Annotated in this window: 28 protein-coding genes and 1 pseudogene; 14 read left to right on the top strand and 15 right to left on the bottom strand. The window is 60.4% G+C overall.

Annotated elements, in window-relative coordinates; translation table 11 throughout:
* Positions 1–8 precede the first annotated feature (8 nt).
* On the bottom strand, positions 9–959 hold the full coding sequence (locus tag P8A25_RS09580; protein WP_102722575.1) for an exosortase/archaeosortase family protein: 951 nt from the start codon (positions 957–959) through the stop codon (positions 9–11).
* An 82-nt stretch (positions 960–1041) separates the two neighbouring features.
* On the opposite strand from P8A25_RS09580, the gene P8A25_RS09575 reads away from it, so the two are divergent.
* The 6 genes from P8A25_RS09575 (at position 1042) to P8A25_RS09550 (ending at position 7368) form a co-directional block, all read left to right on the top strand.
* On the top strand, positions 1042–1971 hold the full coding sequence (locus tag P8A25_RS09575) for a ribose-phosphate pyrophosphokinase (protein WP_102722616.1): 930 nt from the start codon (positions 1042–1044) through the stop codon (positions 1969–1971).
* A gap of 133 nt (positions 1972–2104) precedes the next feature.
* Complete coding sequence (locus P8A25_RS09570; RefSeq protein WP_102727434.1) at positions 2105–2710, top strand: 50S ribosomal protein L25; 606 nt, start codon at positions 2105–2107, stop codon at positions 2708–2710.
* 143 nt (positions 2711–2853) lie between these two features.
* Entirely contained in the window at positions 2854–4080 is a 1227-nt protein-coding gene (locus P8A25_RS09565) for a hypothetical protein (RefSeq protein WP_022396142.1), read from the top strand.
* 290 nt (positions 4081–4370) lie between these two features.
* Positions 4371–4961, top strand: a complete 591-nt coding sequence (gene hisB, locus P8A25_RS09560) for an imidazoleglycerol-phosphate dehydratase HisB (RefSeq protein ID WP_102722573.1) — start codon at positions 4371–4373, stop codon at positions 4959–4961.
* A gap of 4 nt (positions 4962–4965) precedes the next feature.
* Positions 4966–5574, top strand: a complete 609-nt coding sequence (gene hisH, locus P8A25_RS09555; RefSeq protein ID WP_022396140.1) for an imidazole glycerol phosphate synthase subunit HisH — start codon at positions 4966–4968, stop codon at positions 5572–5574.
* A 246-nt stretch (positions 5575–5820) separates the two neighbouring features.
* A complete protein-coding gene (locus tag P8A25_RS09550; protein ID WP_215442170.1) occupies positions 5821–7368 on the top strand; it encodes a serine hydrolase in 1548 nt (515 codons plus the stop codon).
* Positions 7369–7490: 122 nt separating this feature from the next.
* On the opposite strand, the gene rpsF is transcribed toward P8A25_RS09550, so the two are convergent.
* Positions 7491–7775 carry a 30S ribosomal protein S6 gene (rpsF, locus tag P8A25_RS09545; RefSeq protein WP_022396138.1) on the bottom strand — a complete coding sequence of 95 codons (285 nt, stop codon included), beginning with the start codon at positions 7773–7775 and terminating at the stop codon, positions 7491–7493.
* Between the two features lie 214 nt (positions 7776–7989).
* On the opposite strand from rpsF, the gene P8A25_RS09540 reads away from it, so the two are divergent.
* Entirely contained in the window at positions 7990–8952 is a 963-nt protein-coding gene (locus P8A25_RS09540) for a hypothetical protein (RefSeq protein WP_146018154.1), read from the top strand.
* Here the strand turns inward: P8A25_RS09540 and P8A25_RS09535 are convergent.
* From P8A25_RS09535 to P8A25_RS09525, 3 genes are all read right to left on the bottom strand, one after another.
* Positions 8949–9818, bottom strand: a complete 870-nt coding sequence (locus tag P8A25_RS09535) for a PdxA family protein (RefSeq protein WP_102727437.1) — start codon at positions 9816–9818, stop codon at positions 8949–8951. The genes P8A25_RS09540 and P8A25_RS09535 overlap by 4 nt on opposite strands.
* A gap of 19 nt (positions 9819–9837) precedes the next feature.
* Positions 9838–10107, bottom strand: coding sequence for a hypothetical protein (locus tag P8A25_RS09530; protein WP_022396135.1), 270 nt, complete (start codon positions 10105–10107; stop codon positions 9838–9840).
* Between the two features lie 243 nt (positions 10108–10350).
* A complete protein-coding gene (locus P8A25_RS09525) occupies positions 10351–10761 on the bottom strand; it encodes a thioredoxin family protein (RefSeq protein ID WP_215442171.1) in 411 nt (136 codons plus the stop codon).
* A gap of 175 nt (positions 10762–10936) precedes the next feature.
* On the opposite strand from P8A25_RS09525, the gene P8A25_RS09520 reads away from it, so the two are divergent.
* Both P8A25_RS09520 and P8A25_RS09515 read left to right on the top strand, forming a co-directional pair.
* Positions 10937–11908, top strand: a complete 972-nt coding sequence (locus P8A25_RS09520; protein WP_102722569.1) for a D-alanyl-D-alanine carboxypeptidase family protein — start codon at positions 10937–10939, stop codon at positions 11906–11908.
* A 44-nt stretch (positions 11909–11952) separates the two neighbouring features.
* A complete protein-coding gene (locus P8A25_RS09515; RefSeq protein WP_022396132.1) occupies positions 11953–13032 on the top strand; it encodes a 6-phosphofructokinase in 1080 nt (359 codons plus the stop codon).
* Positions 13033–13102: 70 nt separating this feature from the next.
* Here P8A25_RS09515 and P8A25_RS09510 read toward each other — a convergent pair whose 3' ends face one another.
* Entirely contained in the window at positions 13103–13810 is a 708-nt protein-coding gene (locus tag P8A25_RS09510; RefSeq protein ID WP_404838807.1) for a DUF805 domain-containing protein, read from the bottom strand.
* Positions 13790–14095 (bottom strand): annotated as a pseudogene (locus P8A25_RS09505) (DUF805 domain-containing protein); the annotation flags it as partial. The gene P8A25_RS09510 and the pseudogene P8A25_RS09505, both read right to left, overlap by 21 nt.
* A gap of 59 nt (positions 14096–14154) precedes the next feature.
* Between P8A25_RS09505 and P8A25_RS09500 the strand changes: the two are divergent.
* Positions 14155–14286, top strand: coding sequence for a hypothetical protein (locus P8A25_RS09500; protein ID WP_404838809.1), 132 nt, complete (start codon positions 14155–14157; stop codon positions 14284–14286).
* Between the two features lie 198 nt (positions 14287–14484).
* Here the strand turns inward: P8A25_RS09500 and zupT are convergent, their stop codons facing one another.
* The 4 genes from zupT to P8A25_RS09480 are packed head-to-tail and all read right to left on the bottom strand — an operon-like array spanning position 14485 to position 17869.
* Positions 14485–15297 carry a zinc transporter ZupT gene (zupT, locus tag P8A25_RS09495; RefSeq protein WP_102722568.1) on the bottom strand — a complete coding sequence of 271 codons (813 nt, stop codon included), beginning with the start codon at positions 15295–15297 and terminating at the stop codon, positions 14485–14487.
* A 51-nt stretch (positions 15298–15348) separates the two neighbouring features.
* Complete coding sequence (locus tag P8A25_RS09490) at positions 15349–16371, bottom strand: thioredoxin family protein (protein WP_102727440.1); 1023 nt, start codon at positions 16369–16371, stop codon at positions 15349–15351.
* A gap of 16 nt (positions 16372–16387) precedes the next feature.
* The gene (locus tag P8A25_RS09485) at positions 16388–17389 is read right to left on the bottom strand and encodes a hypothetical protein (protein WP_215442173.1); all 1002 of its coding nucleotides are present in this window, start codon (positions 17387–17389) and stop codon (positions 16388–16390) included.
* Between the two features lie 18 nt (positions 17390–17407).
* Positions 17408–17869, bottom strand: coding sequence for a hypothetical protein (locus tag P8A25_RS09480; protein WP_146018153.1), 462 nt, complete (start codon positions 17867–17869; stop codon positions 17408–17410).
* A gap of 108 nt (positions 17870–17977) precedes the next feature.
* On the opposite strand from P8A25_RS09480, the gene P8A25_RS09475 reads away from it, so the two are divergent.
* Genes P8A25_RS09475 through gmk form a run of 3 tightly spaced genes read left to right on the top strand, consistent with a single transcriptional unit; the run spans position 17978 to position 20750 of the window.
* Positions 17978–19252, top strand: coding sequence for a valine--pyruvate transaminase (locus P8A25_RS09475; RefSeq protein ID WP_022397290.1), 1275 nt, complete (start codon positions 17978–17980; stop codon positions 19250–19252).
* Between the two features lie 20 nt (positions 19253–19272).
* Complete coding sequence (locus P8A25_RS09470; RefSeq protein ID WP_215442174.1) at positions 19273–20148, top strand: YicC/YloC family endoribonuclease; 876 nt, start codon at positions 19273–19275, stop codon at positions 20146–20148.
* Between the two features lie 5 nt (positions 20149–20153).
* Positions 20154–20750, top strand: coding sequence for a guanylate kinase (gene gmk / locus P8A25_RS09465; RefSeq protein ID WP_251827960.1), 597 nt, complete (start codon positions 20154–20156; stop codon positions 20748–20750).
* 224 nt (positions 20751–20974) lie between these two features.
* Here the strand turns inward: gmk and P8A25_RS09460 are convergent, their stop codons facing one another.
* Positions 20975–22849: an SLC13 family permease gene (locus P8A25_RS09460; protein WP_102722561.1), complete on the bottom strand. Its 1875-nt coding sequence runs from the start codon at positions 22847–22849 to the stop codon at positions 20975–20977.
* A 131-nt stretch (positions 22850–22980) separates the two neighbouring features.
* Between P8A25_RS09460 and gluQRS the strand changes: the two genes are divergently transcribed.
* Positions 22981–23826 (top strand): tRNA glutamyl-Q(34) synthetase GluQRS, encoded by an 846-nt coding sequence (gluQRS, locus tag P8A25_RS09455; RefSeq protein ID WP_102730614.1) that lies wholly within the window; start codon positions 22981–22983, stop codon positions 23824–23826.
* A 56-nt stretch (positions 23827–23882) separates the two neighbouring features.
* Here gluQRS and P8A25_RS09450 read toward each other — a convergent pair whose 3' ends face one another.
* The 3 genes from P8A25_RS09450 to menA are packed head-to-tail and all read right to left on the bottom strand — an operon-like array spanning position 23883 to position 25781.
* Positions 23883–24377 carry a hypothetical protein gene (locus P8A25_RS09450; RefSeq protein ID WP_102722559.1) on the bottom strand — a complete coding sequence of 165 codons (495 nt, stop codon included), beginning with the start codon at positions 24375–24377 and terminating at the stop codon, positions 23883–23885.
* A gap of 5 nt (positions 24378–24382) precedes the next feature.
* Positions 24383–24814 (bottom strand): hypothetical protein, encoded by a 432-nt coding sequence (locus P8A25_RS09445; protein WP_022397282.1) that lies wholly within the window; start codon positions 24812–24814, stop codon positions 24383–24385.
* Between the two features lie 40 nt (positions 24815–24854).
* Positions 24855–25781 carry a 1,4-dihydroxy-2-naphthoate octaprenyltransferase gene (menA, locus tag P8A25_RS09440; RefSeq protein ID WP_215442175.1) on the bottom strand — a complete coding sequence of 309 codons (927 nt, stop codon included), beginning with the start codon at positions 25779–25781 and terminating at the stop codon, positions 24855–24857.
* Positions 25782–25808 lie beyond the last annotated feature (27 nt).

The raw sequence follows: 25808 nt of genomic DNA, 5'->3' as shown, positions 1-25808 counted from the left end.
GGAAACGCTTAGTGGGACTTGTTCATTTTAACGACCAGCTTTTTGCGCCGGGACGGCTTCCAGATCAGCTCCCCGGCCAGCAGGGAGTGGACGGCCGCCAGGCCGAGAAGGCAGATGGGGAAGAAGAACAGCAGGCCGGACCAGTCGTGCCAGGTTTTCGCGGCAAACTCGGGGTCCCCGTATTCCGCCAGCACCACAATGCTGGTGATGCGGACGCCGTTGCCGATGACGGCCAGGGGAATGGCGCTGAGGAAGAGCACGCATTTTTTCCAAAACTTCAGGTCGGACAGGTAGGCCCAGGCGGCGGACAGCATGAGCAGGGCCATCAGGGAGCGCATGCCGCTGCACCCCCCTGAGATGTTGAAGGCGTCCCAGTGGCCGCCGGTGGAGCGGATGTTGGTGCCTTGCAGGTAGGTATCCACGCCGAAAAGGGCCGCACCCAGGTGCCCCAGCTCCGTGGCGACGATTTGCAGCTCCACCGTGGCCTGCTGGAAAGAGGGAAGGGGAATGCACAGCCAGAAGAAGAGCAGGGGGAAGGCGCACAGCCTGGCGATCTGCGGTCCGGCCAGGTACCAGGCTCCGCCCAGCAGGATCAGGGGAAGCGCGCCCACGGCCACGCGGGGCTGTCCCACGCGGAAGGAGAGCGCCAGAAGCAGGGCCGCCGGGATGAAAAGGATCAGCCCGCGCCAGTCCATGCGCCTGGGCGCCTGGGCAATCTTCTTTCTGGCGTGGTACAGCATGAAGGCGATGATGGGGACCACCAGCCAGCCGTGTTCGTAATCCGTCTGCTTGTTCCAGGAGGAAACGAGCCACTGGATGCTGCTTTCATTCCCGGTAGAGCCGAATTCGGGAAACGCCAGGTAGGGCACCGCCAGCAGGATGGCGCACACGGCCAGGGCGGCAATCATGGGGACGGTTAGAAATCTCTCTTTGGCATCTGGAACGGGGGAACCCATCATGGAGAAAAATCAAATTGTGAGAATTAAGTATTGCGATTATGTGGACCTGTGTTCAGAATGCGTCCGCTTTTCAGTTTCCGGTATGAAGATTATCAGCGGTACAGCACACAGAGAACTTGCGGAGCGCATTGCGCAAAGCGTAGGCATTCAGTTGACGGACGTCACGGTGAACACTTTCCCCGATGGGGAAAGTTTTGTAAAGATAAATGAAAACATCCGCGGCAAGGATGTTTTCCTCATTCAGCCCACCTGCCCCCCCACCAACCATAACATCATGGAATTGTGCGTGATGGTGGACGCCGCCCGCCGTGCCAGCGCCGGACGCATCACCGCGGTGGTCCCCTTCTTCGGGTACGCCCGCCAGGACCGCAAGGACCAGCCCCGCGTTCCCATTACCGCCAAGCTGGTGGCCAACCTGCTGACCGCCGCCGGCGTGGACCGCGTGCTGACCATGGACCTGCACGCCGCCCAGATCCAGGGCTTCTTCGATATTCCGGTGGACCACCTGTACGCCGCTCCCGTTTTAATCCGCCACTTGCGCGAGCACTATGTAAAAGACCTCCAGAACCTGGTCGTCGTCTCCCCGGACGTGGGCGGCGTGAAAATGGCCCGCGCCTATTCCGACGCCCTGGGTGCGGAGCTGGCCATCGTCGCCAAGCACCGCGTCAACGCCACGCATGTGGAAGCCATGAACGTCATCGGTGATGTGGAAGGCCGTGACGCCGTCCTGATTGACGACATGACGGAGACCGCCGGCACCCTGTGCGCCGCCGCCAACATCCTGAAGGAACGCGGCGCCCAGCGCGTGTTTGCCTGCGTGTCCCACGGCGTGCTGGGGGACATGGCCCGCGAACGCATTGCCGGCTCCTGCATTGAACGCGTTCTTACCTCCGACACCGTTCCCATGGCCTATGGCCCCAAGGTGGACTGCATCAGCGTGGGCGACCTGCTGGGCCATGCCGTGCAGCGCATACATGACGGAGAATCCGTATCATCATTATTTGACATTTAGCCAATTTTAGTGCAGAGTCCTGCGCCCTGACCTGAGTACCGGTTTACGCGGGTTCAGAAATCCCGGCGGGGCCTCTGCCTGAACCCGATTAGGAAACATTATCAATCAACACTCAATATTGCCTCTATAAAACATGGCTACATCCCATTCCCTCAAGGCCGAAACGAGAGCCTGCGGCTCCGGTAATCTGAAGCAACTCCGCAGCCAGGGCCTGGTCCCCGGCGTGGTTTACGGTCCCGGTTTTGACAACGTCAATATCCAGGTTGACGCCCGCGAATTCGCTCGCATGCTGGCTTCCGCCGTTTCCGAACATATCCTGGTGGCCCTGGACATCAACGGCAAGATCGTGAAGGCCCTCCTCAAGGAAGTGCAGCACAACCCCATCACCAACGCCTGCCTGCATGTGGACTTCCAGGCCGTGACCGACACCACGGTCATCCACTCCATCGTTCCCGTTATTCTGGAAGGCGAAGCCGCCGGCGTAGCCCTGGGCGGCGTGCTGGACCAGACCATTCATGAACTGGCTATCGTCTGCCAGGTGAAGAACCTGCCGGAAGCCATTACTGCCGACATCTCCGGCCTGAAGCTGGGTGAAACCCTGCGCATTGCCGATCTCAAGCTGCCCTCCGGCGTGAACACGGAACTGGCCGGCGACGTGATCGTGGCCATCGTGGAAGCCCCCCGCGTTTCCAGTGAGGAAGCCGCTCCGGCCGCTGAAGAAGCCGCTGCCGAGAAGTAAGCCAGAAACAGCCTGTTTTTTATCTCTCCGGGCCCGGAACCGTTTTTACGGCTCCGGGCTTTTTTTTGTCGCCAAGAGGGCGTCTTCTGGTAAAGTGCAAGATACGTATTCGTCAGATTACTCTGGAAAAAAGCCTTAGATTTATGAACAAGTCCCTCATATTGGCGTTGACCGCACTCGTTCCGCTTGCCGCGGCGGATGAAGTAAAACTCAAGGATGGAACCGTTTACAAGGATTGCACCGTGGAGGTGGAAACGCCGGAAAGCGTCAGCCTCCTGGTCCCCGTAGCCGGCGGGATCAAGGATTCCGTGACCGTTAAAAGGGAACTGATTGAATCCATCAAGAAGGCGACTCCGGATGAACTGGAGGCCGCCAAGATCAACAAGACGTACGCCAAGCCGGAAACCATGAACGCCAAGGACCTGGAAAGCGCCCTGGCGGACCTGGACAAGACTATCAAGAAGAATCCCCAGGGGCTTGCCCATGACGCCGCCGTCAAGGCCAGGGCCAGGGTGGTGGTTTTGCTGGAGGAGAAGAAGCTGGTGGAAGGAGCCCAGGCCGCCCAGGAAGCCAAGGAGGAAGCGGAAGTGACCGTGCGCACCAAATACGACCATGAGGCCAACAAGCTGTTGAAGCGCTTCAAGGCGCTTGCCGTGCGCAATCCCTACCAGGCCATGGCTGTGTACGACCGCCTGCGTGACGGCTACCCCGGCTCCGCCGCTTTGGCGGACGCCTATCCGGATGCCTCCAGAATCGCCGGCCAGCTCAACCGCAAGCTGGAGGTCATGATAGCCGCCAAGGAAAAAGCCCTGGAAAAGGAACGTGAAACCTTGAGAAAGGAAGAGGAAAAGCGCCGCGGAGACCCCAAGCTGACGAAAGAGCAGCGCCAGCTCCTGATGGACGCTTTCCAGAAAAGGCAGACCGCCATCCGGGAACGTGAAAACCAGCTCACGGAAGTGCACCGGGCCTTGCGCAAGAAGGTCAAGGAGCGCGGGGACCGGTGGTTTGAACCTGCGGCCGGCTCCCTGGAAGCCATGAGGGACGTCAAGCTGGTGGCCGCTACGGATGCGGAACGCCTGAAAAACCAGGACCCGGAAAACGGGGCTGGCTCCGCCGCACTGGAAAAGGCCTGGAACCTGTGTGACGAGAAGAAATTTGACGAGGCCATGGAGGCCCTGACGGAAGTCCGCACCGCCCAGGTTCCCAGGGAATACTATGAGGAACTGACGGAGACGGTGCGCGCGGGCCTGCAGGAACAGCGTGCCCGCGAACGCGCGGAACGTGCGGAAGCGGCGCGCAAGGCCCGTGAAGACCGGGATAAGAAGCGCCAGGAGGAACGGGCTGCCGCTGCCAAGGCCAGGAAAAAATAATCCGGCTGTTTCCCGGAGAAAAGACCCTCCGGGGAGCGCCGCAGAAATGGCCTTCATGGACAGGATGGATCAAGTAAAGCTGGACCCATTCTGTTTGTCGGGCCTGTTTAGTCCATTTACCCCGTGTTGTTTAATATAAAAGCCTCCTGGAATTCTTCTGATGGAGGGGGCTCCGGTGGCATGGCCCTATTACTGGGCCATGCGGTTTTTTGCGCGGAAAAGCGGGCAAATCTTACCCCATGCGGTATTTCCTGCTTTCTTCCGCCGCGGCTTCGGTATAGAAGAGTCACATGAGGAACGCTTCTTGCAAACGGGTCACCGGTGAAACGGACATCAGCATGGAACTGAACCTGGACGGCACCGGGTGCGCCGCCGTCGCCACGGGCCATGCGTTTTTTGACCACATGCTGGATTTGCTGGCTCGCCATTCCCTGATGGACCTGACCCTCCAGGCCCGCGGCGACCTGGAGGTGGACGCCCACCACACGGTGGAGGACGTAGGAATCGTTCTGGGGGAATGCATCAAGAACGCCCTGGGGGACAAGAAGGGAATTGCGCGCTACGGCTGTTCCTACCTGCCCATGGATGAAACCCTTACGCGCGTGGTGATGGACCTGAGCAACCGCCCGTATGTGGTCTTCCGCATTCCGGAAGGAGGCCTTCCGGACGCGCCCAACTTTCCGCTGACCCTGTGCGAGGAATTCTGCCGCGCCCTGGCCAACAACCTGCGCTGCAACCTGCATGTGGAAGTGCTCTACGGCAGGGACGGCCACCATATTGCGGAATCCGTCTTCAAGGGCATCGCCCATGCGCTGCGGCAGGCCGCGGCCATTGACCCGCGTGCCGCCGGGACGCTGCCTTCAACCAAGGGAATGCTGTAAGTCCATGAAGCTCGGCGTGATTGATTACGGCGCGGGCAACCTCCGCAGCGTGCTGAACACCTTTGAGGCTGCCGGCGTGACTGGCCATCTGGTCCGCACGCCGGAGGATGCGGCAGGCGTGACCCATCTGGTTCTTCCCGGTGTGGGAGCCTTCGGCGACTGCGCGGAAAAGCTGCGCAGCCAGGAGCTGGTGCCGCTGATCCGGACGTGGATAGGGCAGGACAAGCCTTTTCTGGGCATCTGCGTGGGCTACCAGGTTCTCTTTGAAACCGGGGAGGAAGACGAACAGGTGCCCGGACTGGGCATCTTCAAGGGCCGCGTGGTCCGCTTTGCGGAATCGGAACTCAAGGTGCCCCACATGGGATGGAACAGCCTGACTCTTTCCAATCCCGCCGATCCCATCTGGAAAGGCATGGGGCCGGAGCCGTACTTCTACTTTGTGCACTCCTATTATCCGCAGCCGGAGGATGAATCCCTGGCGGCCGCCTTCTGCACCTACGGCGTGCGTTTTGCCGCCGCCATCAGGCGCGGCAACCTGGTCGCCACGCAGTTCCACCCGGAAAAAAGCCAGAAACTGGGTGTGAAGCTGCTGGAAAACTTCGTTTCCCTGTAGCCCGCAAATCACGGAACCGGGACGGGAGGGCCCTTTTTCTGGAGGACGGGGCAGGGGAGGATTGCATTCTCCCGCCTTTGCGTTATTTTGGGGATAGTGATGACAAATTGAATGAACCGTATGCGCGGAATGCGGTCTTATAAAAAGACACCCATGAATAAATCATTCAGGTTAACAGGAGGGATTCTCGCATGCGCGTGCATGCTGGGCGGCCTTCCCGCACATGCAAATAACATCCCCACCAAAATGTCCGCTCAAGAATCTGCAACCATCCAGCTCCCGGCCCAGGGCCGCGGAAATTCCAGGGTAGAGTACCTTGGGCAGTCCATGGACCAGTTGATTTACGACTTCATGCAGGAGGAAAAAATTCCCGGCATAACCCTTGCGATTGTCCAGGCCCCCTACATTCCCCGCGTGGTAGGATACGGCTTGTCCAATGCGGAAACGGGCCTGCTGTCTTCCACCAATACCTTGTGGCCTGCGGCGGAAATCTCCCAGGGATATGCCGCCATTGCCGCCTTCCAGCTCGTGGAAAAGGGCAAAATGGACATCCATGACAAGGTGTCCCGCTATGTGGCCGGCCTGCCGGAAGCCTGGCAGAATGTCTCCGTGCTCCAGCTTCTTCAGCATTCCTCCGGCATTCCGGACTACAGGAAATCCCCCCAGTTCGATATAGGCCGGGATTATGATCCGGCGGAACTCCTTTCCCTGGTCAGGCTGAACGATCTGGAATTCCCCTCCGGAACGGACGTGCGCCAGAGCGCCACAAACTTCCTGCTTCTGTCCATGGTCATTGATGCGGTGGCGGGCATGCCTTATGAGGAATTCGTCCGGGAAAACCAGTTCCAGCCGCTGGGCCTCCAGCACACCATGTTCGGGAAGGATCTGGGAGCCGTGCAGCAGGACAACGTGCGCGAACACGGCAACAGGCATTCCCTGTTCAAATCCCGTGTGGAATATGTGGACCCGGCGGAAACGGCGGCGGGCTATGCGGTAAAGGACGGCGCCGTTAAATCCGTTCCGCCGCCCGCGCGCTCCTCCCTGCGCGGTTTTTCGGACATCTGGTCCACGCCGCAGGAAATCAGCTTCTGGGACATTTGCCTGGCGGGCTCCATCCTGGTGAAGGATGAAAAGCACCGGGACATGATTTACAAGCCCATCCGGCTGGACAACGGGAAAATCGTTCCGGCCATGGCCGGCTGGCAGTTCCCTCACCACAAGGGCCTGATGGACATTAAAGGCGGCGTTCCCGGCTTCTCCTCCTACATCTGCCGGTTCACGGACCCGTCCGAACTCGTGTGCGTGACGCTGACGGCGAACAAGGAGGGCGTGGACCTGACCAATCTGGCGCGTCGCATCGCCGGGGCGCTGAATCCCAAGCTGGGCTCCGGCCATCTGGACGACGATTCCCTGTATCTTTATGAAAGCGTCTTCGGCGTGGACGAAACCATGGAGCGCATTGAAAAAATTCTGGCGGAAAAATCCATTCCCGTCTTTGCCAGGATTGACCACGGTAAGAACGCCCGTGAAGCCGGACTGGAAATGCCCCCCTCCAAGGTCGTCATCTTCGGCTCTCCCAAGGTAGGCACCAACCTGATGCTGGAAAACCCGGGCATTGCCACGGAACTGCCCCTGCGCATTGCCGTATGGGAGGATAAGGAGGGCAGCACCTGGATCAGCTTTCCCCACATGGAAAAAATTGCCAGGGCATACGGCGTGGAAAATCTGCCTCCTGTTGCCCCCATCCGCCAGCTGCTGAGGAACATTGTCACCAGGGCGGCAAACGTTTACTGAACAAGGCTTCCCTGCTTCCGTGCACGGAAGGAACAGGCGATAAGAAAAGAACCGCCTCTTTAGGGAGGCGGTTCTTTTTGATAAAAGGCAAGGAGCGGATGCTTCGTCCGCATGGGCCGGCTTTAGCCGAGCACCTTGTAGTACTGAAGGTGAATCTGGGGATTCAGGCGAAGGCGTTCGCGGATGGTCTTGATGGCGGAAGGTTCCGCAGAGAACGTGTAGGTCACGTACTGGCCGGCGGAAAGGTGGTTGGATTCGTAAGCGAATTCGCGGCGGCCGGTGTTTTCCGTGGCGGTGATGTCGGCGCCTTCTTCCTTCATCGTGGCGGCTACGGTATTGATCAACTCCTCAACGGGGGTTTCCGTACCCTTCATGTTGAATACGATAAGAGCTTCGTAATTTCTCATGGTCTTGTGATAATTAGAAATGTGTCGTGCGAACGGTGCGCACCTTGCGGGCAAGTAAGGTGCAATGATTGTCTTCAGAAAGCAAGCCTATTTTTTACCTTGTTTCCGGGAAGATGCCGTTTCCTGCATTTTATTCCCGCCGGGGAAGGAAAGAATGGGGAACGCCGCAACGGAAGAGATTGACTTTTCCCGTACGGTTGCCAATCATCCATTCATGGTGAAATTGTTCTGCATGGCGCTTCTTGCCGGATTCCTCTGCTGCGGGAGCGCCCGTTCCGGTGTCCGGATGGTGGATGTGGTGGGGGATGAAACGTTTACCAGGGCTCTGGAGACGATTGGCAGCCAGGTGAAGGATTCCTCCTCCTGCAAAAAAGTGGTCAAGGAATTGAACCGGGAGGCTGACCGGATGGAAAAGGCGTGGCGGGAGGCGTTCATGTCCGGACCCCCTACCACGCAGGAGTGGTGCCGTGTGGCTGACGTGGATGTGCAGTTGTTCAGAAAAATGGCGGAAAGCAGGAAACGGGAAAAAAAGGAGGAGATAGTTTCCTTATCGGAATTGGAGGATGACGGCGTCATTACCCATGAGGAGGCGGAAGAGGGATTTTCTGCGCTGCGCAGGATGATGTGGGCGTCCAAGACGGCGATAGACTCCCTGGATGATTTCATCGCGCAGGCGGAACTGCCTCTGCCGTCATCCCCGGAGGGAGACTCCTATGAAAAGCTGCTGGCCTGGAAGTTGAATCCTGAATCTTCCCTGTCTTATAAGATAGATCACGACCCGCTGGTTAACGGCAGTCTGGAAGAAACGCTGCAACGGTGCTGGAGTGGCGAAGTTCTGGGGTTGTTGACGGATACGGTTCCCCGGATTTCCCGTGAGAGGCGGTTTTTGTTAATCCGGTGTTATGCAGACCGGCAGGTGGAGATGGCGGAAAGGTTTTCCAGGCTTCCGGCCCTGACGCCTGAACAATGGTGCTGGTTCCAAAAGAGGGAGCATGACAGGGAAGCCTTGGAACGTTCCGCCGCAGATCTGTTAACGATTGCTCTGCTTTTGTGGAATAAAGGAGAAAGGGAGGAAAGTGATCCCCTGATGGAAGAAACCTTCCGGTATTGGGTTTCAGCCTCGGAACGGGTGGCAGAGGTGTGGCGGAAAAAACTCCGGAAAGAAGAGGGGCGTTAACGCGTCTGCGCCATCCTTACGGCCAGCTGGAAGGCGTGGATGGTGCTGGACGGATTGGCCTTTCCGGCGCCCGCCAGGTTGAAGGCGGTTCCGTGGTCCGGGCTCAGCCGGGGGCGGGGAAGGCCCAGCGTGACATTCACGGCGGTATGGAAGTCCACCAGTTTCAGCGGAATCAGCCCCTGGTCATGGTATGGGGCCAGCACGGCGTCATAGTTCCCTTCCACGGCGTCCCGGTACACGCAGTCGGGAACGGACGGACCGTCAAATTCCGCGTCCGGATGAATGGCCCCCAGCCGTTCTACGGCCGGGGCAATGATAGTTCCGTCCTCGTCGCCGAAGGCGCCGTGTTCCCCGGCGTGGGGGTTCAGGGCCGCCAGGGCGATGCGCGGGCGGAGGATTCCCTTGCGGAGGCAGAAATTTTTCAACAGGGTTCCGATGCGGACCAGTTCCTCCGTGTTCAGCAGGGACGGCACGCTTTGGAGGGACGTGTGGATGGTGGCTAGGCCCACCGTCAGCCGTTTTCCGGTCAGGCACATGGCGTAATTGCCCGTATCCAGGCGTTCCGCGAAGAATTCCGTCTGTCCCGGCCAGCGGAAGCCTGCCTCGTGCAGGGTTTCCTTGCAGACGGGCGCAGTGACGACGGCGTCAACCGTTCCTTCCCGCAGGGCATGGGCCGCCTGTTCCAGATGGTCAAAGGCGTGCTTGGCGGATTCCGCATTCGGCCTGCCGAGGGGGACCTGCACCCTCTTGCCGATGAGGCGGTATTCCGCCCCTTCCGGGAGCTCTCCGGAGGCAAGAGCTGCGGAGATGACTTCCGGGCCTATGCCCGACTGGTCGCCCAGCGTGTATCCGATAACCGGTTTCATGGTGTGGAAAGTGGCGCCCTTACAATTCCGTGGCTTCCGGTATCCCCGCGGCGGGAGCCGGAACTTCTTCCGCAGGGGGAGCAGCGGGAGCAGGGGCTTCCGCCGCCGGGGCCGCCTGGAGGGCGGCAGCCCGCTTCTCCATGTTGATGACCTGCGTGGTTTTTTCCGGTTCGTCAGGGTTGCGGAGTTCGAACTCCAGGTGGGAGTTGGTGGACCAGTGGTAGTAAATGGTGGCGCCAAGGGCGGCCAGCACCAGAATCAGGAGAATGGAACCGAAGAAGGAGCGCATGCCGTTACTGTGTCCTGACGGAAAGGGGAATTCAAGAAATTATCAAGACCGCCTGCATGGGCTGGAAACGCCGTAAACGGCCACGTAAAACTCCGCCGCTGCGCACGCCCATTTCCGGAAGGGGCGGCGGAGCAGAAAGAAGGCGCCAGAAGCAGAGCGGCGACTGCACCGGCGCATGCCGGCCCAATCCCGGCGCGTGGGGCAGCTGTAAAAAGAGGGAAGACGAAGGCGGCGTGGAAAGATTCAGGACAGTATTTTAACCGCAAGGAACAGAATAATGAGCAGGATCACGAAGCCGATAATCCTGCCCGCCACGCTGCCGCCTTCCCCGTGCTGGCCGCACATGGGGCAATGCTCCGTGCCGTTCACGCCGCCGCACTCCATGCCGCACGCGCCGCAGGCGGAATCTTCCTCCCCTTCCTGCGCGTGGTCTTCAAAGAGGATTTCCAGCTCGCGCACGGAGGGCTCTACGCCGGAAACGACGATCTCCCCGTCAATGGCGAGGGCGGGAAGCGGAGCGCCGACCTGCTCCGGCGCGGCTTCCGTTTCCCGCATCTCCGGTTTCATGCCCAGACGGTCCAGCGCCTGGCGGGCGTTGGAGCACAGGGCGTTTCCCGGGAAGTCCCGGTTGTAAAAAAATTGAATGCTGGTCATGGCGGTGGGGATGTCCGGACTGCTTCCGTTTGCGGGAAACGGCTTCCTCCAACAAATAGGATAGGAGCCGAAAGGTCAATGCGTTTTTCCGTGTCATGACATATAAGTGTTGTACGGAAAATATTTTAGACTTTTCAAACGTGGGGGGAACGGGCACTATCCCGCCGGTCCCGCCATGAAAAAGCTATCTCTATTCCTCTTGACCCTGGCCTGTGTATTCCAGTTCTCCGCCCAGGCGCAGGAACGGCCCAGTTACATCGCCATTGAGGCCAATTCCGGCAAACTCCTTTTCAGTTCCAACGCGGAAGCAAAACGGCCCGTAGCCAGCCTCTCCCAGGTGGCTACCGCCATGGTGACGCTGGACTGGGTGGCCCGCACGCGCCTGCCGCTGGACACCTTCATCGCCGTGCCGCAGGAAGCCTTCGGCCTCCGCGCCGGAAATCCCATGGACCTCCAGCCGGGAGACCGCCTGACGCTCCGGGACGCGCTGTATTCCACCCTGCTGGGCTCGGACAACGTGTCCGCCCTGACCATCGCCTCCTTTGTGGGCCGTGACCTGGTGTCCCGCCGGGGCGGCGGTTCACCCATTGCCGCCTTCGTGACGGAAATGAACAACCTGGCCCGTTCCCTGAGGATGGCCAAGACGCGCTTCACCGCTCCCCACGGCCTGGACGCGGGCAACTCCGTTTCCACCTCCTGCGCGCTGGACATGGCCCTGCTGGGCGTTTACAGCATGCAGAACCCGGCCTTCTGCTACATCGTTTCCCAGGCGAGCCGCCGCATTGAGGTGCAGTCCCAGACCAAGGGCAGGACGATGTATGATATTTCCAACAACAACAAGCTCATGAGCTCTCCCGGCGTGGACGGCATCAAGGCGGGAACCTCCCGCGCCGCCGGCCCCTGCCTGCTGCTCAGCGTGACGCGCAACGCCATCTCCCGCCGCAGCCCCCAGACGGGGACGGAGGTGATTTACCCGCAGCGCATGATTATTGTGGTGCTCGGCTCTGCGAACCGCTATCCCCTGGCCAAGCAGATGATGACCACCGGCTGGCGGGTGTGGGAAAACTGGCAGGCTTCCGGCATGGACATGAAGGATCCCAAGGAGTTTGTCCAGCTTCCCGTGAAATCTGGTACAGAAAAGAGATAGGAAGTAGACGGCCCCGGAATTTTCTGCTATAAGAGGCACCGAATATGAACATCGGTGTTTTGAATAGCGGGGGTGACTCTCCCGGGTTGAATGCAGTCATTGAAGGTGTGGTAGGCGCGGCTTCCCGCCGCGGCTGGAACGTTGTCGGTTTTTACGACGGTTTTGAAGGGCTTCTGTCCGAGGAAGGCAATGAACGGTTTGAATGGCTGACTCCTGTCTGCTGCCGCGGCTTGCGCGCCAAGGGCGGCACCATCCTGGGAACCGTGAACAAGGGGAACTTCGCCATCAAGGTGGGCGTGGACCAGAAGGGGGCGATTGAACCCGCCGTGCTGGAAAAGACCAAGGCCACCATCCGGCGGCTGGGCCTGGACGCCCTGATCGTCGTGGGCGGAGACGGCTCCCAGTCTACAGCTCTGCTGCTTTCTGAAATAGGCCTTCCCGTGGTGGGGGTGCCCAAGACCATTGACAACGACCTGGGCGCGACCGATGTCACCTTCGGCTTCTACAGCGCCGTTTCCATCGTCTCCGAATCCTTGGACCGCCTGGAAACCACCGCAAACGCGCACCAGCGCATGATGGTGGTGGAAGTGATGGGGCGGCATGCGGGGTGGATTGCCCTGGAAGGCGGCATCGCCGGAAGCGCGGATGTGATCCTGCTGCCGGAAATTCCCTTCTCCATTGAAAACGTGGTGAAATGCATCAAGGACCGCAAGGCGGCCGGGCAGCGGGAAATCCTGGTAGTGGTCTCCGAAGGCGCCCGCCTGGCGGACGAACTGGTGCTGCTGGATGAAAAGACCCAGGGGGAAGTGCGCCTGGGAGGCATCGGCAAGGTGATCTCCAAGAAACTGGAGGAAGCCACGGGAATTGAAACGCGTTCCTGCGTGCTGGGCCATATCCAGCGCGGCGGTTCCCCCTGCGCCTATGACCGTATTCTGGGCGTGCGGTTCGGCAGTTACGCCGTGGAGCTGGTGGAAAAGCGCAAGTTCAGCTGCATGGTTGCCCTCCGGGGAACGCAGATGACTGCCGTGCCCATTGAGGAAGCCGTGAAAACCCTGAAGCTGGTGGACCCCGACTGCCAGCTGGTGCGCACGGCGCGCGACCTGGGCGTATGCTTCGGGGACTGACGTTCCCCCATTTGCAGGCGAACAACGCGGCCTCCTGCGGCGTTGACTGTTTTTCAACCGTATCCTGGAATCAGGATACGGTTATTTTTTGCGGAAGCACGCCATATTCATTGGGACCGGGAGAGCTTTTAAGCAGCATCATGGACAGGAAGAGGATGGAAAACAGGTCCATCAGGCTGGAGGCCATCCCCAGATAGCCCAGGTAGGGCGTCATGTCCTCCGGAATCAGGCGCAGCAGGAAAATCAGCAGGAAGGTAACGATGAAAATGAGGATGGGAATCAGGATGAATTTTCCGCTCAGGCTGCTGTCATGCAGGCGGCGCACGGCCACCGGCAGGTTGAACAGGATGTTGAGCCCCGCCACAGCCGCCAGAAGCTCCAGGGAAAGCATGCTCAGCTCTCCGGACTGGTAGAAAAAGTAAAAGGTGGGGTTAAAGCAGGCGTGCGCCAGCAGGATCAGGGTATCCTGCGGGTGGGCGGCGTACAGCAGGATTTGGCGGGACGGGGAGACGTAAAAGCCCAGCGGGTTGCTGTCCACGTCTATCATGCTGTAGCCCAGCGGCAGGAACAGGAGGACGGAAAGGAGGAAGAAGGACCAGAATTCCGCCCGTGAGGCGCGCCCGGCCACCGTGGTCAGCTTCCGCAGGCTGATGAGCCAGTAAAGGTAAAACGGCGTGAAAGGCGGCTTTTTCCGTTCTCCGGGAGTAACGGAGGCGTTTGCCGGCTGTGCGCCCGCGCGGCGGCAGTACTTGTTGCCGTCCGTCTTGCTTTCTCCCAGCGTCAGGTAGAAAAAGATCAGGTGCCCCAGGCCGAAGGGAAGCAGCACGGAAAGAATCCAGAGGCCGCTCCTGCCCGTATCATGCAGGCGTCTGAATGCCGCCGCCGCGGAGGGAACTATCAGGGCTGCCCACAGGAGGATGGTCAGGGCGTCCCCGTAAACGCTCAGCCTTGTATCCGGAATGTGCAGCCAGTCCGTCAGGATGTAGCCTGCCAGGGCCGGAATCAGGGCCAGGAGGGGAAGAGCCATGAACCACCAGAATTCCGCCCGGGAAGTGCAGCCCCGGAAATCCGCATAACGGCGGAAGCCTTTTTTCCAGCAGGAAAGGGGGGAAGGGGAGGAAGATGGCTGTGGAGCGGCGGAAACGGCAGGAGAAGCAGGAGAAGCAGGAGAAGCAGGAGAAGCAGGAGAAGCAGGAGAAGCAGGAGAAGCAGGAGAAGCAGGAGAAGCAGGAGAAGCAGGAGAAGCAGGGGTAGCAGGGGTAGCAGGGGTAGCAGGGGTAGCAGGGGTAGCAGGGGTAGCAGGGGTAGCAGGGGTAGCAGGGGTAGCAGGGGTAGCAGGGGAGTCCGGCATGGATGAGAAGGGGGTTTCCGTTTAGACCCCCTGACACCGGGAAATGCTCAATACGCCCGCGTCCAGGACACGGAAAATTTCTTTCCCGCAGCAGGGCCGGTTCAGATCAGGACAACCGCCATCAGCAGCATCCCGGCAATGATGCCCATGATGGAAATGTGGTGGTGCCCCCAGCGTTCCGCCATGGGCAGCAGCTCGTCAAAGGATATGAAGACCATGATGCCCGCCACGGAAGCGAAGAGGATGGCCAGCACGGTGGGGGTGAGGAAGTGGAACAGGAAGAGCATGGCGATGGCCGCGCCCACCGGTTCCGCCAGGCCGGAGAGGAAGGAATAGAAGAGGGCTTTTTTACGGCTGCCCGTACCGTAGTAAAGAGGCACCGCCACGGCAATCCCTTCCGGAATGTTGTGGACGGCTACGGCCAGGGCGATGGACGTGCCCAGCGTCAGGGAGTCCAGCCCGGCGGCGAAGGTGGCGACCCCTTCCGGAAAGTTGTGGATGCCGATGGCCAGCGCGAACAGGATGCCGGACCTTTTGATTTTGGAGGAGGAAAATTCCCCGCTGCCCTGCCCGTGGATGTCTTCCGGGCCGCGCGCTTCGTGCGGGTTTTCGTCTTCCGGCACCAGGTAGTCAATCAGGGCCGCCACGGCAATGCCTCCGAAGAAGGAGGCAATGGCAATCCATGCGCCTGCCGTGTGACCTTCAAATTCCATCAGCCGGTGCTGCGCCTCTCCCAGCAGTTCCACCAGGGAAATGTACACCATCACCCCGCCGGAAAACCCCAGGGAAAAGGTAAGCGTCTTCGTATCCGTCCTCTTCATGAAGAAGGCGATGAAGCCCCCTATGCCGGTGGCGAGACCGGCCAGCGTAGTGAGCAGGAAGACGACGAGGATGTGGTTGGCGGAAAGGTCCATGTGCGGACCTGCCGGGCAGGGAGAACCCGGTACCCGGCAGGAAAAAATAGGTTATTTTTTCGCGGGCGCCGGAGGAACGATCATTTTAGTGGCCCGGATGGCTCCGGGGGGAAGCGGGGGCTCTTCGCCCGGCTTCAGCTGGCCCCGTTCCTTCTTGATTTCGGGCAGTTTTTCCAGAAGCCTGCTGCACATTTTTCCTTCAAAGCTGTCCGGAAGAAGCGCAATGGCTTCTTTAAGGGGCCGTTCCAGTTCATTCACCCTGTTTTGCTGCATGAGCAGGTTCACCTCTTGCATGAGGACAGCCTGTTTGACTTCCGGAAGCAGCCCGTCCTTCTTCAGGTAGCCGTCCATGATGGAAAGGGCTTCGTCAGGCTTTTGCTCCGCCAGGATGTGGACGTTTTTCTGCCGGAACGTATCGGCCAATTCCTCTCTCTGGGTATTGAGCAGCTCTTTCCTGTTCAGTTTGGCGCGGATGCCGGAAGCATCCTGCGGATCCAGTTTCGCCAGTTCTTCCAGAGCCGGCTTATAGAAGGTGCGGATGCTGGACTGGGGAACCGTGTTCAGCAGCTGGACCAGGGCGTCCCGGCGCTCTTGCTCTGTAAGCTGTCCCGCCAGTTTGGCCGTCAGGGCCTGCTGCGTTTTGAGGGCTTCCGCCGCCTTTTCCGTATCCTGCATGACCTGGTCCGGATTGGAGTAGCCTACGACGGTATGGACGGGGCGCCCCTGGGCGTCCGCAAACACCAGCGTGGGGAATCCGGTGATGCCGTAGGATTTCTTGTAGGTTTCCAGAGAAGCTTTTGTCTGTTCGTCCTGCTGCTTTTTACGCGGGTAGTCCAGTTCCACGGGAATGAAGGAGCGGGCGATGTCTTCCTGCACCTTGGGGAGGGAAAGGGCCTGCTTTTTCTGCATGATGCAGGCTCCGCACCAGTCGGAACCGGTGAATTCCAGCATCACGCCCTTTTTCCGGGCGGCGGCCTGCTGCATGGCCTCTGCGGGGTTGGTGCTCCAGGCTTCGGAAGCTCCGGCGACTCCGGCAAGGAGCGCGGCCACGAGGGGTAATATGAGTGTTTTCATAATATGGAGATGATTGTTACATGGGGGGCAGCGGAGAATGGGCGGGAGGGACCCACATGTTCCCGGAAGAGGATCCGTCCGAATCTCCCGTGTGTGTGGGCGTTTCAATTTGCGGCTTCCCGGCGGGCGGGTCCAGGTCCTCCACGACCACTTTCTTTTTGGGGGGCTGTGGAGCGGGGGAGGGAGCCGGGGCCGGAGAAGGCGCCCGGCGGATCACGGGGGCCTGAAGGGAGGCGTCCGTCTGGTTCATGGCCGTGATGTTCAGGGGGTCGCCGTAGGCCAGCATTTCCCGGATGTCGTCCGGGAGGTCTCCGGCCGGAATGGAGGTGCTCCCCTGTTCGTGCATGATGCGCACGAATTCATTTTCCACGCGGGTGATTTCCACGTTCAGGTAGGTTTTGCCGGAATGGGATGTTCTGAGGATGTCGAACTTGCGGCCGCGGGCCTTGGCCCTGGCGTCCTGGCGGTAGCGTTCAAAGTAGGAGCGGATTTCCCCCCGGATGCCGGCCACGCGCATTTTCTCCTTCTCAATGGACTTCTGCGTCTCTTCCAGATCGGATGCCGTATGTTCAAAAATGTCCAGCAGGCCGAGGAGCTGTTCCTTGGGGGCGGTCCTGTTCCGTATTTCCATGAGCTGTACCTGCTTTTTCAGGAGCTGGGAGTGATTGGCCTCCAGCGCCTCCCGCGCGTCTTTGACCGGGTCCGGGAGCTGGGAGAATTTTTCATAAACGATGTAGCCGGCCCCGATGACGATGAGGGCGAACAGCCCAAGGCACAGATTCCAGAAAAGGGCGTCTCCCCTGGCTTTCCGTTCGGCGTCCTCCTGCCGGGCCGATTCTTCTTCCGCGGCGTGTTCGGACACAACGTCCAGGGAGGTTTTCAGGCGTTTTTTAGCCGCAGGGGCGGAGGTTCCGTCCTTGTGCTCTTCGCCGTTCTCCCTGGGGGCGAAGCGGGTTTCGTCTTCGGAAGGAGGGAGGGCCTCGTCGGACGGTTGCTTGGGGGAAGGTGAGTCAGTCATGGGTTGCGTGGGGTGGGGTTAATCTACCGGGTGGGACTGCTTGAATTCGGCCAGTTTGGCGGCATACGCGTTATACTGGTATTGCAGGGCGTGGAACTCCTGCTTGCGCTGAGCCAGCGTCTTGCGCATATCTTCAATGTCAAAGCACAGGTGCTCGAAGTCGCGGCGCTTGGAGGGCAGAATGTCAATATCCTTCACCGTGAAAGGCGTGGTGACTTTTCCTGGGGTGGAAAGCCGTTTTTGAAGATTGTAGTTCACGCGGGCGTCGTGGGATTCCGCGCGGCTGATTTCCTGGTCTATCTGGGCCAGGGCGTCCTTCGCCTGCTGGAGCTGGGCCTGGAGCTGCTGGTGTTCCGAGGAGGAATTTCCCGTAATGAAGGAGGTAAGGGCTTCATTCGTACCGCTGTCGCACGAGGTGAGGGCCAGCGCAAGGGCCAGCGCCGGACAGGTACGCCTGGTGAATCGCACGATATTGAACATGCCGGGGATTATGAACATTAACGGGGGGGAAAGTCAAACTGTTCATGCGCCCTGCGGAACAATGATTTTTCTCGCATAAAACGCGCATGCGGCTACAATGCCCGCGGCATGATGCAATTATCGGAGATTGGAGGCCACCTGACGGCCAGAACGGGTATTGATGATTTGATGGAGGATTTGTTCAAGGCCCTCCATTCGGAGGAAACAGGCCTGTGCCAGTTGAACGGTGGGAGCCCCGCCGTCATTCCTGAGGTGACGGAACTCTGGCGCCGCAGCATGGCGGAGCTGGTGCGGAATGGAAAGTTTGACGTGCTGGTGGGCCATTACGCCCATCCGGGCGGTGACCCCGCCTTCATTCGCGCGCTGGTCCGTTTTCTCAATGAACGCTGCGGCTGGAACCTGGCGCCGGAGAACGTGGCGATTACCCAGGGCGGCCAGATGGCCTGCTTCACGCTGTTCAACATGCTCGCGGGACCTTGCCCGGGCGGAGGCATGCGTGAAATCCTTTTTCCGCTGTGCCCGGATTATGTGGGCTACCAGTCCCAGTCCCTGTGCGGGGGCGTGATGTTCCGGGGCATCCGGCCCGGCATCCGCATGCTGGACGGCCATACGTTCAAGTACGTGATTGACTTTGACCGCCTGGACATACGCCCGGAAACGGCCGCCGTCTGCATGTCCCGCCCCACGAACCCCACCGGCAACGTAGTGACGGATGAGGAACTGGACCGCCTGCGGGAGATGGCGTCCCGCGCCGGGGTGCCCCTGATGATTGACAACGCCTACGGACCGCCGCTGCCCAACATCTGCTTTGTGCCCGTGAAGCCGGCCTGGGATGAAAACATGATCCTGACCATGAGCCTTTCCAAAATCGGTCTGCCCGGCACGCGCACCGGCATCGTGATTGCGCGCCCGGACGTCATCCGGGCCGTGGTCAGCATGGTGACCACCTCCTCCCTGTGCCCGAACAACCTGGGCCAGGCGCTGGTAACACCCTATCTGGAAGACGGCACGCTGGAGCGCGTCTGCCGTGAAACCCTCACGCCGTTTTACCGCGGACAGGCGGAATTCGCCCTGTCCCTGCTGCCGGAACTCTTCGGAGAATCCATCCCGTGGCGCGTCCACAAGAGTGAAGGCGCCATGTTCCTGTGGCTGTGGTTCGAGGGGCTTCCCATCACGTGCCAGGAACTCTACGAACGGTGCAAGGCCCGGGGATGTTTTGTGAATCCCGGCCACCACTTCTTCTTCGCCCTTCCGGAGGAGGGGGAACCCTGGCCGCACCGGCATGAATGCATCCGCATCAGCTTCACCCAGACGGAGGAACTCCTGCGCAAGGGGCTTTCCATCGTGGCGGACGAGGTGAAGAAGGCCTACTCCCATTCTTAACCTAAATCTGACCCGTAACCATGAACAGCATGACCGGCTTCGGCAGAGCCGTTGCCCAGACAGACCGTTACAACATCCTTGTTGAAATATCAGGCGTAAACCGCAAACAGACGGAAATTGCCGTCAACGTGCCGCGCAGCTATGCGGAATGGGACGCCCCCGTGCGCTCCATCGTCCAGGGGGCCGTATCACGCGGCCGCGTGGGCGTCTCCGTCTCCGTGGAACGGCTGGCGGAAGCGGACGGCTCCCTCCAGCTTGATGAAAACAAGCTGGCCTCCCTCGCGGGGCTGCTGAACCGTGCGGCTGACCTGGCCGGGCAGCCCATGCCCCTCCAGGCGTCCGACTTGCTGCGGCTGGAAATCATCGCTTCCACGGCGGAAGCCGCCCTTTCTCCGGAGGAGGCTTGGCCGGTGGTGGAAGAGGCGCTCAAGGCCGCCCTGAAAGATTTTACCGCCATGCGCGCGGCGGAAGGAGCCAATCTGAAAGCGGACGTGCTGGGCAAGCTGGATACGCTGGAACAATTCCGCCTCAGCATCGCGGAGCACGCCCCTTCCGTGCCCGTCAGGCTGCGGGAAGCCATGCTCAAGCGTCTGGCGGAGGCCGACCTGTCCGTTTCTGCGGATGATGAACGCATCATCCGGGAAGTGGCCCTGTTTGCGGACAAGTGCGACATTTCCGAGGAAATCACCCGCCTTTCCTCCCATTTTGACCAGTTCCGCACCTTGTGCGGTTCGTCCGCACCCGCGGGCAGGCCCCTGGACTTCCTCTGCCAGGAAATCTTCCGGGAATTCAACACCATCGGCTCCAAGGCGAACGACTCCACGCTGGCCCATCTGGTGGTGGCGGCCAAGACGGAGCTGGAAAAAATCAGGGAACAGGTTCAGAACATCGAATAACAGCCATGAAACAGCCATTGGGAACTTTGCTGGTGGTGTCCGGGCCTTCCGGTTCCGGGAAAACGACCTTGTGCCGCCGCGCGACGGAAAACGGACTGTGCGTGTACAGCATCTCCTGCACGACGCGCCGTCCCAGGTCCGGGGAAGTTAACGGGGTGGACTACCACTTCCTGACTGCCGCCGAATTCGCCGCCAGGGTGGAGCGGGGGGACTTTCTGGAATATGCGGAGGTGCACGGCAACCGTTACGGCACGCTGAAGGCGGACATCCTGAATCTTCTGGAACAGGGGAAAAACGTGGTGATGGACATAGACGTGCAGGGGGCCGCCCAGGTCCGCGCCTGCCGGGAAGGAATCCTGCCCCAATGTTATGCGGACGTTTACATTTACGTGCCGCAGGAAGAACTGAAAAACCGCCTCTGCGGACGGCAAACGGATTGTGACGAAACCATCTCCCTGCGCCTCCGCAATGCGGAACAGGAAGACGCCTGCCTGCCGCAGTACCGGTACTGCCTGGTTTCCTCCGACCGTGAGGCGGACTATGCCGCCTTTTCCGCCCTGATCAAGTGCCAGTCCATGCGGGTGGCGCTGATGAGGGCATAAGGTCCCGTGCTCCTGTGTTTCTGCGGAAGCTGCCGCGTTAACATATAGGGGAATTCCCCGATCATGGCTTTCCGGCAAGCCCGGTGAAGGAGAATTGCCTGGTTCCATGATGGTTGTTTGGCCTCCCGGTGCCGGACCGGGGGGTAATGAACGTCATCCTGCCGGTCGTGAAAAGGCCCGCTGAAAATTTTTCCGCGGGCCTTTTTCAGGAAAATCGGGCATTCCTACTTAAGCGGGTACAGCCAGCCGACGGTGCAGGTGAAGATGATCCACAGAAGAATGTTGAGGGGCAGCCCTACTTTCACGAAGTCCTTGAATTTGTAGCCGCCTGCGTTGTACACGTAGGTGTTGGTCTGGTAGCCGATGGGGGTGGAGAAGCTGGCGCTGGCGCCGAACATGACGGCCAGGATGAAGGGGATGGGGTTGGCGTCGAATTGCAGGGCCATTTCATAGGCCAGCGGTCCCATGACGGCGGCTACGGCATTGTTGGAAATCATTTCCGTCAGGATGGAGCAGATCAGGTAGAGGCCGGAGATGGCGACCAGGCAGCCCATGGGGCCTATGTTGTCCACCACGCCGAAGGCGATGGCCTTGGCTAGTCCGGTCTTGCTCATGGCTTCCCCCACGCACAGCATGCCCAGAATCAGGAAGATGATGCCCCAGTCCACTGCCTGGTAGGCTTCCTTCGGCTTGACGCAGCCGGAGATGACGACGATCAGGGCGCCGATGAACGCGAGGTAGAAGGGGTTGAAGCGCGCGAAGAACTTGAAGAATTCCCCGTACTGCTCAAAGGAGCCCAGCAGCCCGATGAAGATGAACAGCCCCATGGCCAGGATGGCCCAGCCCTGCTTGCTGCGGTTGTGCGCGTCCGCGGGGCGCTGGCTCAGGGGAATGATGCGCTGCTTGGTCAGGATGCGGTTCATCCCTTCCTGCGGGCCTTCCAGCAGCAGGGTGTCCCCGGCGGCCAGCTTGGTATCCGGCCCCATGTCCGTGATGTTCTTGCCCTGCCTGTGGATGGCGAGCACAAAAATGTTGAACCGCTGGCGCAGCTTGAGTTCGGACAGGGACAGTCCGGCGAATTCGGAATTGTTGGCAATCATGCCTTCCACGATTTGCACGTCGCGCTGTTCCAGCGTTTCCAGTCCGCGGCTGTCGTCCCAGCCCAGGTCCACGCCCCTGGCCTCCCGGACCTGGTTGACTTTTCTGGCATTGCACAGGAAGAGGATGCGGTCGCCCTCCTCCAGGTTGATGTGCTGCAGTTCCTCCTGCATGGAGAAGCCCTTGCGGCGCACTTCCACGATTTTGGTGCCCAGCAGTTCGGACTGCATGAGGCTGACGGGAGTGGCGCCGATGTGCGGGGAGTCCGCGGGGATTCTGACCTGGAGCAGGAAGTCGCGCTGGATGCCGCCGGGGAGCATGGTGGACAGGGTGGGGCGGGACGGGAGCCATTTGCGGCCAAAGGTCCAGAGATAGAGCAGCCCCGCCGCCGCGTAAATGAGCCCCATGGGCGTTACCGTGAACATCTGGATGCCTTCATAGCCCAGTTTCTGTACCTGGCCCAGCACGACCACGTTGGTGGAGGTGCCCACCACGGAGCAGGTGCCGCCCAGGATGGTGGCGTAGGAGAGGGGAATGAGGAGTTTGGAGGCCGCGATGTTGTGGTCCCGGCAGAAGGCCAGCACAATGGGCATCAGGATGACGACCACCGGGGTGTTGTTGACGAAGGGGGAGACCATGAACGCCCCCAGCGTGATGACCAGCAGCGCGGTCAGCTCCCGGCCTTTGGCTACCTTGTTGAAAAGCTTGGAGAGGTCCCCGATCAGCCCCGTCCTTTCCAGGGAGGCGCTCAGGATGAACATGCAGACCACCGTCAGCGGGCCGCTGTTGGCAAAGCTGGACAGCACATCCCGCGTGCTCAATATCCCCGTAAGCATGAGCGCGGCGGTTCCTGCCAGGGCCGTGATTTCCACGGGCATCCATTCCTTGATGAAGCAGATGAACAGGAGCAACAGCAGGATGCCCACAATCCATTGCTGGGTGGCCGCTGATTCCAGCCAGCCCATGACGGAGGCGGAGTTGATGTTGAGAAGAGAAAGCATGTACTGAAAGTTGAAGGTGCAGGGAAAGGGACCAACTCTCCTACTTTCCCGGCCTCTTTCTGTCAAGCCGCAATAATTTTCCGGAAAGGGTTTGAAAAGGCGGCTGCGCTTTTTTATGGTGGCGGCGCCGCATGGATTCCCCCATAGTAACAAGGTTCGCCCCCAGCCCTACGGGCCGTCTCCATCTGGGGCATGCCCTGGCCGCGTGGGAGGCCCGTTCCCTGGCGGACCGTTTTTCCGGAAGGTGCGTGCTGAGGATGGAAGACATCGACCGGACGCGGTGCCGTCCGGAGTTTGCAGGGGGCATCCTGGAAGACCTGGATTGGCTGGGCATCCGCTTTGACGGGCCGATGATGGTCCAGTCTTCACGCTTCAGCGCTTATGAACACGCCCTCCAGATATTGAAGGACCGCGGCGTGCTGTACCCCTGTTTCTGCACGCGCCGGGAGATTGCGGAGGAGGTGGCCGCCATGGGCGGCGCGCCGCAGGGCGGCCGCGTGGACGTTTATCCGGGAACCTGCCGCCTGCTTGACAAGGGGCGCCGGAAGGAGCTTCTCAAATCCGGCAAGCCCTTTTCGTGGCGGCTGGACTGCCGCGCCGCGGCGCGGATTACGGGCCCCCTGCTGTGGCGGGACATGCGGTCCGGAGACCAGGTCTGCCGCCCGGAGGAACTGGGGGACGTGATTCTGGGCCGCAAGGATTGTGCGGCCAGCTACCATATTGCCGTGGTGGTGGATGATGCGGCCCAGGGCGTCACCCATGTGAGCCGTGGTGAGGATTTGTTCCCTGTGACCGGCATTCACCGGACGCTCCAGGCCCTGCTGGGGCTTCCAGTGCCGCAGTGGTACCATCACCGGCTGGTGAAGGACGCCTCCGGCAAGCGGCTTGCCAAGAGGGACCGGAGCCTGAGCCTTCAGGAGATGCGTGCCGCGGGGATGCGTCCGGAAGACGTGTTCCGCCTGATGCGGGAGAGTTAGGGGATGTTCATCCCCGTATTTCCGGAGTATCTTCTTGGCGTCTTCGGCGGCTTCCGTCAGGAAGGCCGGGTTCGGGAGTCCGGTTGCGTTTTTTCCGCAGTGGGGCGGATTCCGCGTTTTCCGATGCAGAGAAGGCATGCACAGGCCGCCGCCATGGTTAGCAGAAGAAGGGCACAGAAGGTCACCAGCAGATTCAGGTGACCCAGCGGGATAATCCATGCGGGCGGCATGATTGCCGTTCCCGCCAGTACCTGGGGAAGCCAGTTGAGGGCAGCCTGGGAAAGCTGGGTGATAAGCGTGAAGGCCAGCCCAGCGGCCAGCGTGAGACGCACCGCCGGAAGAACCGGGCGGAAGGTTTCACGGACGTTTTTTTTCATGGCCCATGCCGTTCCGGCGAACAGGGCCGCAAGGAGCAGGGGGGCCAGCAGCGCTGCGGAAGGAATGCTGTTCCAGTAGTTCCACGCACAGAGGGGGGAGACGGCCACCAGGAGGCCGGCGATTTTAATCAGGAGGCCCCGGTGTGGCGAGGCGGGTGCCGCAGCGTGGTTCATTTCCGTTAATCGGGCCAGACGTTGCCGGGCGTGCTGCCCTGGGTGATGACGACTTCCTGGCCTATTTTCAGGGTGAAGTTGGGCGTTACTTCCTGCTGGACTTCCACGAGTTCGTTCGTGTCCTTGAGCTTGACGCGCACGCGGATCATTTTGGTGGCCTCCACCCTGCCGTCCACGATGGAGCCGGTGGCGGAAGCCAGTTTGGAGGTGCCCATGCCGATGATGCCGGGCGTCATCGCTTCCGCCGCCGTGCCCGCCATGTTGGCGAAGGTGCCGTCATCCGCGGAGGTCAGCACGTTGATTTCCTTGATGCGGACCACGTTGCCCAGCTTGATGGTCGTCACCTTCCCGGTGGCGATTTCCAGAGTGCTTTTTTGAGTGCAGGAGAAGAAGGTGGGGAGAATGAGAAAAACGGGAATGAATTTAAGCAGATTCATGATACACGTATGTTACTACGTTGGGAAAAGGAGGCGTTTTTCAGTGTGCGGGAAGAATTGTGTACGTGGCCAGGTACAGCAGCAGATGGAGGGAGGCGAGGGCCAGCACCTTGTTCATGCGTTTGTCCGCAGGCGTTTTGCGGATCAGGAGCATCAGGTAGCCGCCGAAGAGGATGGCGGGAATCCACATCCACCACGTATGGGAGAGGTTCAGGTGCAGGGCCCGGCTGGACGTGGGCAGCGTGATGTAGGCCGCCAGGATGAAGGCCTGGGCCATGGCGCGCGCTTTTCCCTCTCCCAGCCGCACGGCCAGCGTGCGCTTGCCCGTGGTGAGGTCTTCCTTTCTGTCGCGGATGTTGTTGATGGCTATCATGACGGCGCACAGAAGGCCGCACTGAATGCCCACCACGATGCCGGCGTTGTACACAGCCAGGGATTCCACCAGCGTGCCGGGGACGACCGGGGCCGTGCCTATCTGCACCAGGATGGTTCCCAGGACGGCCACCAGGCCGAAAAAGAGGATGACGAATATTTCCCCCAGCCCCTTGTAGGCCAGCGGCCATGGTCCCCCCGTGTAGCCGTAGGTGAAGTAGAGGGACGGAAGTCCGATGGCGATGATGGGCCAGCCGCGCAGCTCAATGAGGGGGAGCGCCAGCAGGCACGCGCCCAGCAGGAAGGCGAGGCCGATGATCATGACCGTTCCGTGGGAGAGCGCTCCGCTGGCCGTCATGCGCACGGGGCCGGTGCGCCGTTCCGTATCGGCGTGCTTGGCGTGGTCAATGGCGTCATTGAAGAAATTGCAGGCAATCTGGAGGCAGAGGCAGGAGGCAAGCGTCAGGAGGGCCAGGGCCGCGTTCCAGTTTCCGGTCAGTTTCTGCACCACCATGCAGCCTGCCCATACCGGAATGAGGGAGGCGGTGAGTGTTTTGGGGCGTGCCGCCAGAAAGGCGGAAGTAATGATGTTCATGAGAGAGCGGAAAGAAAGGCTCCGGAA

Origin of the sequence: Akkermansia sp. BCRC 18949 (genome assembly GCF_045011645.1) — a bacterium.
Lineage (GTDB): Bacteria > Verrucomicrobiota > Verrucomicrobiia > Verrucomicrobiales > Akkermansiaceae > Akkermansia > Akkermansia massiliensis.
This window is presented reverse-complemented; position numbering and strand designations above follow the sequence as displayed.